Source organism: Novosphingobium sp. GW835-FHT14H07 (assembly GCF_058793515.1).
The window spans coordinates 1-9,603 of sequence record NZ_JBXAFX010000054.1 but is presented as its reverse complement, the minus strand read 5'-3'; the positions used below and the strand labels follow the sequence as shown (position 1 = coordinate 9,603).

Annotated in this window: 7 protein-coding genes; all 7 read right to left on the bottom strand. The window is 62.0% G+C overall.

Features of this window, described 5'->3' with window-relative positions:
• Positions 1–343 precede the first annotated feature (343 nt).
• The 7 genes from AC1Q5P_RS21495 to AC1Q5P_RS21465 all read right to left on the bottom strand — a co-directional run bounded on the left by AC1Q5P_RS21495 (position 344) and on the right by AC1Q5P_RS21465 (position 9,110).
• Positions 344–1,030: a FadR/GntR family transcriptional regulator gene (locus tag AC1Q5P_RS21495; RefSeq protein ID WP_039335572.1), complete on the bottom strand. Its 687-nt coding sequence runs from the start codon at positions 1,028–1,030 to the stop codon at positions 344–346.
• On the bottom strand, positions 1,027–1,785 hold the full coding sequence (locus AC1Q5P_RS21490) for a helix-turn-helix transcriptional regulator (RefSeq protein WP_492519981.1): 759 nt from the start codon (positions 1,783–1,785) through the stop codon (positions 1,027–1,029). Before AC1Q5P_RS21490 ends, AC1Q5P_RS21495 begins: the two co-directional genes overlap by 4 nt.
• Positions 1,786–1,834: 49 nt before the next feature.
• Positions 1,835–3,043, bottom strand: coding sequence for an MFS transporter (locus tag AC1Q5P_RS21485; RefSeq protein ID WP_492519982.1), 1,209 nt, complete (start codon positions 3,041–3,043; stop codon positions 1,835–1,837).
• Positions 3,044–3,129: 86 nt separating this feature from the next.
• Entirely contained in the window at positions 3,130–4,533 is a 1,404-nt protein-coding gene (locus AC1Q5P_RS21480; RefSeq protein WP_492519980.1) for an FAD-binding oxidoreductase, read from the bottom strand.
• A gap of 2 nt (positions 4,534–4,535) precedes the next feature.
• On the bottom strand, positions 4,536–6,716 hold the full coding sequence (locus tag AC1Q5P_RS21475; protein ID WP_492519979.1) for a TonB-dependent receptor: 2,181 nt from the start codon (positions 6,714–6,716) through the stop codon (positions 4,536–4,538).
• A 125-nt stretch (positions 6,717–6,841) separates the two neighbouring features.
• Entirely contained in the window at positions 6,842–7,615 is a 774-nt protein-coding gene (locus AC1Q5P_RS21470; protein ID WP_492519978.1) for an SDR family NAD(P)-dependent oxidoreductase, read from the bottom strand.
• Between the two features lie 10 nt (positions 7,616–7,625).
• Positions 7,626–9,110, bottom strand: a complete 1,485-nt coding sequence (locus tag AC1Q5P_RS21465) for a carboxylesterase/lipase family protein (protein ID WP_492519977.1) — start codon at positions 9,108–9,110, stop codon at positions 7,626–7,628.
• Between the last annotated feature and the right edge of the window lie 493 nt (positions 9,111–9,603).

Sequence of the window (9,603 nt, the reverse complement as noted above, 5' to 3'; positions counted from 1 at the left end):
CTGCCGGCACTGGCAGCCTGATCATCCTCGGCCCTGCCGAGGATCGGTGTTCCTACACCACGCCGTGGGACACTACCAACCCAAGAGGTGTGTTGCATACCGCTGACAAGTCCTTCGCCCACCTGTGCAAGCCAAAGCAACTGGCCCTCGGGGGGAGTCGTGTGGTGGATCAGCCCATCGCAGGGCGTTCACTTCCACGCCATCGATGACACGCTGGCCCTCAAACTGATTGCAACCAGCGGTCTGGCGCTCTCGCAAAGGCCGAAAACAATACTCAGCCTGTAGCCTTGCCCAGAAAAATCATGAAGGGTGGAATCAGTGCCTTGTACCTGACGTCTCGCAATCAGGATTCTTGTCTGAACAGGTCGCCGATCGACCGGGCGAAATGGGATTCCATCGCCACGCGCGCCAGTTCCGGATCCCGGGCGGCAATTGCTTCAGCAACCTCCCGATGCAGCACAAGAGATTCTTCGCGGTCCTCAGAGGTCACTCGTCCTGCCCAAGCCTTCGGTATCGCCACGAGCATCATCTGCTCGAACGACCGGACAATCTGGAAGAACAGCTGGTTACCGCTGGCAAGAGCGATCAATTGGTGGAAGCGGGTGTCGGCCCGGGTTCTTTCGTTCTCGTCACGAAAATGCTCAAGTTCACGTGCCGCCCTCAGGATCTGCGATGCCTGTTCGTCTGAACGGTTGGCAGCGGCAAGTTCGGCCGTGCGAAGTTCCAGCGTGCGCCGTACGTCCCAAACGTCGACCAGAGAGACCTGAGCCGTGGAAACCGCGTGACCGATGGAGGCGGCCATGACCGAACCGTCGATCGCCGCGACGCGCGCGCGGCGGCCATTCCCCACGTCGATCATCTTCAAGGCTGCTAGAGCGTGAAATGCCTCACGCATCACCGGGCGACTGACGCCCAGTTCTGCTGCAAACGCGCCTTCCGCGGGGAGCGCATCGCCGACCTTCAGGCCGTGCGCCCGGATGTATTCGCGCACAGCTTCGGCCGCGCTGTCAACCAATGTGCCGGCCTTCATGCTGCAATCCCCTGGCGGCGCAGTTCAGACGGGGCAATGCCATAGCGGCGGTTGAACGCGCGGGTGAACGACGCGTTGTTGAGATAGGAACACCGGTACGCGATTGTGGAAACCGGCAGCTGCGAAGACAACAACATTTGCCGTGCCTCCGCCAATCTGCGCTCCGTCAAGGCCTGAGCAATCGTCGTGCCGTAAATTTCATGGAAGCCGCGCACGAGCTTGTCGCGGTTGATGCCGGCGATCCGCGCAAGCTGAGCAATTGTCAGTTTCTCGTGCCAGCTTTGATCGAGAGACCGCCGTGCCATCGCGATCCGCGCGACGTCCAGTTCGCTGAATCCGCTGTCGCGCTCCACCGGGACCAGCGTCGCCCCGTCTTCGAAAGCCACATGGATCTGACACAGGAGTTCGATACTGCGGGCAAGGCGCAGCGTGGTTGCCGCCTCGCCAGTAGCCTCACAGTGGATGATCGAATTTGCCAAGGCCAGAAGCCTGCTGGGCAAATGCCATGTTGCTGCCTTTTGCGGCCTTGCCTCAAAAAGTCGCTCACAGGCCGAGGCTGCGACGAAGAACACGAGAACCGAATCCTCGATCTCCCCCTCTGCCAGCGCTTCGCGGTAATGCAGCAGGTCCGACTTGCCCTCGCCACCGCACCGGAACAGGTAGGCGATCCATCCCTCGGGTAGCCGGGCATCAGGGCAGACCCCCTGCCCCACCAGCGTGATCATTTCGTGCGAGACGTGGACCTGCTCTTTCATGGCGAACTCCTCGGAGTCGACATAACCTATATGATAGGTTTTGCAACAGCTATCTTACAGGTGGCGGCGCCCGGTGTCGCGCGATGATGAACCCCGCACATCCCGTAGCGCTTGCCCCGAAGCCGACTATCGCCAGCCCTAGGCCGATCCGCCCTTCCCCGCCCAGCGCAGTGCTGACGACGGTCACCAGCGTCGGCGCCATGCCGAAGGCGACCAGACCGCCCAGTGCCATGAACACCCCGATCGCCAGCCCGCGCAGGTCGTTGGGCAGGAGGACTGCAAGCGTGGTGGCGGTCACCAGGCCGGTAATCGTGCCGCCAAGCAGCAACAAGAAGATCAATTCGGCAAACACGCCGGTATCTGGTGCGATCGGGAAAAATGCTGCAGGCAGGGCGAGCAGGGAACCGAAAACGGCACCAGTAAGGATGCCCCCGCGTCGACCGCTGCGCAGTCCCGCGTCGGCAGCGAAACCGCCTGCGAGGGAGCCGAGAATACCGGCCCCGAAGATCACGGCGCCCAACCAGCTGCCAAACTCCTGGGGCGATGCTGCGTAAGTGCGGGACAGGACAGGTGCTGCCCAGATCGCCGCTGCCGCATCGGCCATCATCACGCCGATCTGGCCAAGGAACAAGGGGGCGAGAAAACGTCGATACGCCGCCAGCTCGCGCAGAGTCTCGCTCACCGAGCGGCCTGCAGTGGCCGCCATTTCCTGTCGCAAAGGTTCACGCAATCGCGCCAGTGGCAACAGCAGAAGGACGCTCAGTACGCCAACCGCCAAGTGAGCGCTGCGCCAGGCCGAAAGGCCAGCCCATCCCCCGTGAGCGAGAAAGTGTCCGAGCAGCCACCCTCCCAGTGAAAAGGCGAGCGCCGTTCCAGCGTACTTGCCAACGGTCAGCAGCAGCAGCGAACGGCCACGGTTGGCAGGCAGGCTGAAATCCGATGCGAGGGAAATGGCAATGGTCGTCGAAACGCTCGCGCCCACGCCGCCCAGCATTCTTGCGGTGAAGAGGACCGGCATGCTCTCGGCAACCGCTGTCAACAGCGTGCCGGTGGTCCAGGCCACCGCCGTCCACAACAGGAGCCTAACTCGGTTTCCACGATCAACTATCAGGCCAACCGGCACCGCGAGAATGGCCAAGGGAATGGACACCGCCAGCCCGCTCAGCAGGCTGAGCTGGAAATCGCTCAGCGCCAGTTCCGCCTTTGCCTGCTCCTGCACCGCACTGAACAGGCCCATGGCCATGTTGCCGGTGGCCATGGCCACTGCAAGCGCGAGCAGCGCGATCCGGTGTCGTGGCCGGGCCGGATGGAAGGAACGTTCGGCTGGCCCAGACAATGCCTCGGTCACAGGGTAAAGATCTTCCCGGGGTTCAGCAGGTTCTGCGGATCGAACGCACGCTTTATCAGGCGCATCTGCTCCACTGCATTGCCGAGTTCGGCGACTAGCCAGTCCTGTTTACCGAGGCCTATGCCATGTTCGCCTGTGCAAGTGCCGTCCATGGCAAGCGCGCGCTCGACAAGCCTTCGATTGATGGCTTCAACCTCGACAAGCTCATCCGGAGCATCCGGATCCAGCGAGAACACCACGTGGAAGTTCCCGTCGCCAACGTGTCCCAGGATCGTTGCCGGCACACTGGCCTGCGACAGGTCCTTTTGCGTCTCGAGTATGCACTCGGCGAGGCGGCTCATCGGCACGCAGACGTCCGTTGCCCAGCCCACCGCTCCCTGCCGCAGGTTTATCGCCGCATAATAGGCTTCATGGCGCGCCCGCCACAGGCGCGAACGCTCCTCCGGCTTGTCGGACCATGCAAAGTCGCCACCGCCGTTGGCACTTGCGAGTGCCTCGACGGTCGCGACCTGTTCGGCGACATGCGCCCGTGTGCCGTGGAACTCGAAGAAGAGCGTTGGTGCTTCGGGATAGTCGAGCTTCGACCAGCGGTTCACGGCCCGCATCTGCAGAGCGTCGAGAATTTCGACGCGTGCCAGCGGGACGCTGCAATAGATCGATTGGACGACCGTCTTGACCGCACCTTCCAGCGTCGCAAAGCTGCACACCGCAGAGGAAATGGCCTCGGGGATGGCGTGGAGACGCAGGTTGATCTCGGTAATGATACCGAGCGTGCCCTCTGAACCCACATACAGGCGAGTGAGATCGTAGCCCGCTGCGGATTTGCGAGCCCGTCTTGCGGTACGGATCACCTCGCCCTGCGGGGTGACAACCTCAAGACCCAGTACCGCGTCCTTCATCGTTCCATAGCGCACGGCATTCGTGCCCGATGCCCGGGTCGAGGCCATGCCGCCGATCGTGGCGTTGGCGCCCGGATCGATGGGAAAGAACAGGCCCTGGTCGCGCAAGTGCTGGTTGAGCTCTTCGCGCCGCACGCCTGGCTGGACGACGCAATCGAAATCGGCAGCGTTGACCGCGATGATCCGGTTCATCCGCGACATGTCGAGCGAGACGCCTCCGAAGGGTGCCGCGGCGTTGCCTTCGATGGACGTCCCTGCGCCGAACGGCACTATGGGAACATTTGCCGCTGCACAGAACCGCACCAGATCGATGACGTCCTGCTTGTCCTGCGCAAATACCACTGCGTCGGGCACCATCTTTACGAAATGGGATTCGCTCGATCCATGCTGCTCGCGGATCGCCTGTCCGGTCTGGAGTCGATCGCCAAAGCGTTCTTCCAGTCCGGACAGGAACCCGTCAGGCGGTGGGCGTCGCCCTTCGAATGAAGTGACCTCGGTCATCTTCAGAACTTCATGCCAATACGGATACCGTAGCGTCGTGCATCGCCCATGATCCCGAGGTCCGATGCCGGGAGCCCTGCGAGCTGCAAAGTGGTGCGTTCGATGTAGCTTTCCCAATAGCCCTTGTTGAACAGGTTGCTGGCGAATGCAGAAACCTCGATCGGACCGGCGCGGTAGGTGGCCGATGCTCCGACCAGCCAATACCCGTCGAGCGTCGTCGGGGTGGTCTGGTTCAGGGTCGCGGCGAGGCGCTTGCCCTTGCCCGTCAGATTGGCGCCGAGAACGAACTGGTCCTTGCCGAGATCGATGGTGTAATCCGTCGCCAGATTGGCGGACCAGTCAGGTTGGAAGGTCAGGCGGTCCGAGGCGAGGCGCCGTCCGGTCGTCTGCGTGTAGGCCGAGGTGTCGGTAAGCCGCGCGTGCATCAGGGTAAGCCCGCCACGGATCGACCAAGCCGGCACCGGACGCACGAAACCTTCCAGTTCAAGGCCGTAGCTTTCGACGTTGCCAGTGTTGAGATCCACCGTGACAAGCCCGCCACCGGCCGCCGGCGCAATCGAATTGAGGCCGATGTAATCCTTGTAATCGTTGTAGAATACCGCCCCGGACATACCGCTGCTGCCATCGGCCGCAGCATATTTGGCACCAAGTTCGTAAGTCCAGGCGCTGTCGCCGCGATACGTGCGGGTGGGAGCCGTGGGCGCATTGAAGCCGCCGCCGCGATAGCCGCGCGCGACCGATGCATAAGTCATCAGCGAAGACGACCAGTTGCGCTTGACCGTCAGCTTGGGCTGCCATTCGTCGGACTTGATGCGCGCTGCGGGCAACGCGCCGCCTGTCGAACCAAGCGGGCCGAGCACTGTGATTATCGACCCATTGACGACACGATTTTCATGATCATAGCGCAGGCCCAGTGCGACTTCCCAGTCGCTGTTCGGCTTCCAGAACACCGTGCCGAAAGCCGCGTACGTGTCCGCTCGCGTCGAGTTGATCGTGTTCCGGACCACCGCAAACGGGAGGCGCGTGATGGCCGGGAACAGCGTCGTCGCGTCAACACCGTCAGCTTCTTCGCGGCTGTAAAACACGCCAACCAATGTCGAAAGGGTCGAGGAGATGTCGCTGTCGAGGCGCATTTCCACCGTCTTGGTGCGCAGTTCGTCGCCGCCCTTCGCCCGCGCGAAGTCGCCCGGGCCGAAGTCCACATCACTTTCGACGTTGGTTGCCGAACGCGCATCCCACGCGCCGATCAGGGTCAGTCTGCTCGACAACGCATCGATTGGCACCGCAAGCCTGGCGTTCACGCCGCGGTACTTGTACTTGACCTGGTTGAGTGTGTTGAAGGTCAGATCGCGCGAGTAGGCCTGCGGTCCGCTGACGCGCGAGTAGGGAATGTTGACGGAGTCAATCCAGTCGTAATAGCCGTTCACGGTCAATTCGGCGACGCCCGGTGTAAACCGCAGCGTTGCGTTGACGGAGTCACTGTTGAGCGGGTTGCCATCCTTCTTGAGCAGCGTGTTGCGGGCAAACCCGTCCTGCTGCTGGTGCGATGCGGCAATGCGGACCGAGAGCAGATCTCGGAGCAGGGGTGACGATACCGAACCGGCCGCGATGAACTGGTTGTCGGGCCCGGCATAGCTGGCGCTCGCCCGCACCGAGAGGTCGTTGCCCGGCTGTCGGGTGATCACGTTGATCGCGCCGCCCAAGGTGTTCTTGCCGTAGAGCGTTCCCTGCGGTCCGCGCAGTACTTCGATGCGCTCGACGTCGACCAGGGGATTGTTGAGGTACGCGGTGTTGGGCCGATAGATGCCGTCGACGAACAGGCCGACACCGGGCTGGACCGACTGGACAAGGGTGACACCAACGCCACGAATGGCCACGAACGCACGCCCCGCGCCGTCGCTGTTGATATTGAGACCGGGCGAAAGAACCGCTGCTTCGCGAACCGAGTTAAGCCCGCGCTCAGCCAGAACATCGCCCGTGATTGCCGTGACGGCAGCCGGGACGTCCTTGATCGTCTCTGCCCGCTTGCGGGCAGTGACCACAATCGAGGCATCGGCTGCGATTTCAGCCGAACCTTCGCCAGCGGCAGTCCCTGCAACTTGCGTCTGCCCATGTGCCTGCACCGGGCCAAGTGCCGAAACGGCTGCGGTACCTGCAAGAATGGCGTAGCGAAGTAAAAGCATGTCGAGGTCCTCTGCCTGTCCTGTCTCTTTTCTCTGCGACCTGTATGACAGCCTTCAGACCTATATGAAAGGTTTTCGGACTGTGCCGATCGTCAGACAGGCTTTGCACGACGACGCCATGGCGCTCACCAGCAGGTATAGCCCCCATCGGCGATGACGATGCTTCCAGTCAGCAAAGAGGCCATGTCGGAAGCAAGAAACAGCACGACTGCCGCTACCTCCGCAGGTTCGCCCAAGCGCCCTTGGGGAGTGCCGTCGATCCAGCGGCGGTACATTTCCCCGGACTTGTCGGCAAAAGCGTTGAGCGGCGTTGCTATGTAGGTCGGAGCAACGGCGTTCACGCGCACGCCCCGGTTCGCCCATTCTGCCGCCAGGCTGCGCGTGAGCTGGTGCACGGCAGCCTTCGATGCATTGTAATAGCTTTGCGGCTGCGGGCGATTGACGATGAACCCGCTCATCGACCCGACGTTGGCGATGCTGCCGCAACCTGCATCGAGCATGTGCCGGCCGAAAGCCCGGGCGCACCAGAAGCTCCCGTTGAGATTCACATCGAGCACGTTCAACCAGTGCTCGTCGGCAACATCCTCGGCAGGCGTGTCGCTCCGCGCGATACCGGCATTGTTCACAAGAACGTCGATGCGCCCTTCGCGCGCAAGCATGGCATCTGCTGCCTGCTGCACGGCAAGCGAGTTGGTCACGTCCAACTCGCAACCTGTCGCTTCGATACCCACCTCGCGCAATGCATCAAGACCTTGCTGCAGCCTCTGGCGATCCAGATCCGCAATCGTCACACGAGCCCCGGCTTCACCCAGCGCATGCGCGCTGGCAAGGCCAATGCCCTGTGCACCGCCCGTAACAAAGGCGGTTCGGCCATCCAGCCGCAGCTTTTCAAGGTACATGCGATCTCTCTCAATCTCGAAGGAAATGCGCTGCCGCCATCGGTGGTTCGACGTTCGTGTCTCCCGCTGCCAACTGATAGACCAACCGGTCCCCGTTCCAGTGGCGCCAAGGCACAGTCCCATCAGTCGCAAAGTTCACCCAGATCGAATGAATCCTGTCGGCAAGTTCGCTCGGTGGCGCTTCGCCAACCAGGCCTGCAGGTCCTGTCGCGATATCGAGGGTCTTGAACACGAAGGGAAGTTCGATCCCATGACAGGCGCCAAGTTCGCCGCTGCAAGCGGGCGAGCGCCATTCCATCTCGTACATGTGGGTTCGACCACGATGGGCGGACGCATACTGACGCGCAGGCCAACGAAAGACGAGGTCCGACATCGCGCGAGTCATCGCGACACCGGGCCGCACTCCTTTCTGCCCCCATCCGTAGGCCTTGAGCGCCCGGCGGGCATTCGGCAGCGACCGCGAGAGCAACCACCACGCCAGCGGGCCGGGGATCTTGTCGCGCACCGCGGTTGGCACAAAATAGAGGTTCATCTCCTCGGCGTTCGTGCCGATCATGATCTCGATTTCTGCGCCGGCTCCCTGCCGCAAAGCTTCGATCGGCTTCAGCGGGAGCACATCGTCGCCCCAGACCGGAATGAAGCGACTGATGCCGAAGACCGGCTCGAAGCCGTCACCGTCACGCAGGTCGATGGATGCCGCCTTGGCGACCTTTTCCAGCGCAGCCATTGCGGAAACGTGCGAAACACTGCGAAAGCCATCTGCATCGGGTGAGACCCCCAGCAATCGAGCGAGCTTGCGCACGAGTCGTTGTGCAACCGGGATATCCCGGACCATCGCGCCATGCCCGCTCTGAATGATCGCGCGCCTGAACAGGCCTTTTGCCAGAGGCGACGTTACCAGGTTCGCAATTGCCATTGCCCCGGCACTTTCGCCAAATGCGGTCACGTTCGAAGGGTCGCCACCAAAGGCAGCAATGTTGTTCTTCACCCAACGCAACGCGAACAGCATGTCGCGCAGCCCAAGATTGGTCGGTGCGCCGGGGACTGGAAGGAACCCGTCAATGCCCATGCGGTAGTTTATCGCGACGCAAATGACACCCGATTGAGCGAATGCGGTGCCGTCACTGATCGGAGCATCCTTGCTGCCGACGACAAAGCCGCCGCCATGGACCCAGAACATCACCGGTGCATCCTTGGCGTTTTCAGGTGCCCAGAGGTTCAGACGCAGGTAATCGCCGTCACTGCCGTCGCTGCCGGTCCCTACCAGCGGCACGACATCAAGGTTCGGGAACGGACGCACCGTGTGAGGGGCTGTCGGTCCGCGCTCGCTGGCATCGCGCACCTGGGTCCAGCCTGCCGGATATGTCGGTAATTCGAAACGGGTTGGCGGAGTAGCATATGGCAGACCCAGATAAGTCGCTACGCCATCATTAATGCGTCCCCGAACCGGTCCGGACTTGGTCATGACGACAGGTGTGTAAGTCTTGCTGGTCATCGCGGCATTGTGCGTCTTGCAGGCGACGGACTCCACCGGTTTCGGTGTGCCGATCGACAGAAGGGTTATGCCATTACTGAAGCGAGACTGCCGGACAAATCGGGCCTACTTTCGCACCCGCAGGTCCATAAAGGTCAACCGCATGAAGCAGTGAGCCAGCTGGACGGCGGCATGAACGCCCGGCACACGACGAATGATGGCGCGCAGACAGAACACGATCATCGCCACGACCACCGGCTACTTCGAACCCAGGCGAACCGATATCCCCCCACCAGAATTCCGGGAATATTCGCCGGTACCGTCGACCTTTGCAATCTTCCGGTGCCGAAGCATCGGGGACCAGCACCAGTAGGAACTGCGATCCTGCCGCCTGCACCGAGTCGATGTAATGGGCATCGGCCGGAACTCATAAGCAGTCCCGAAGCAAAGGCGTTGGATCGATATGATGGCATCGAAAGAATGCGATGGTGTGGGTCTGGCGGGTCCTGCAGTT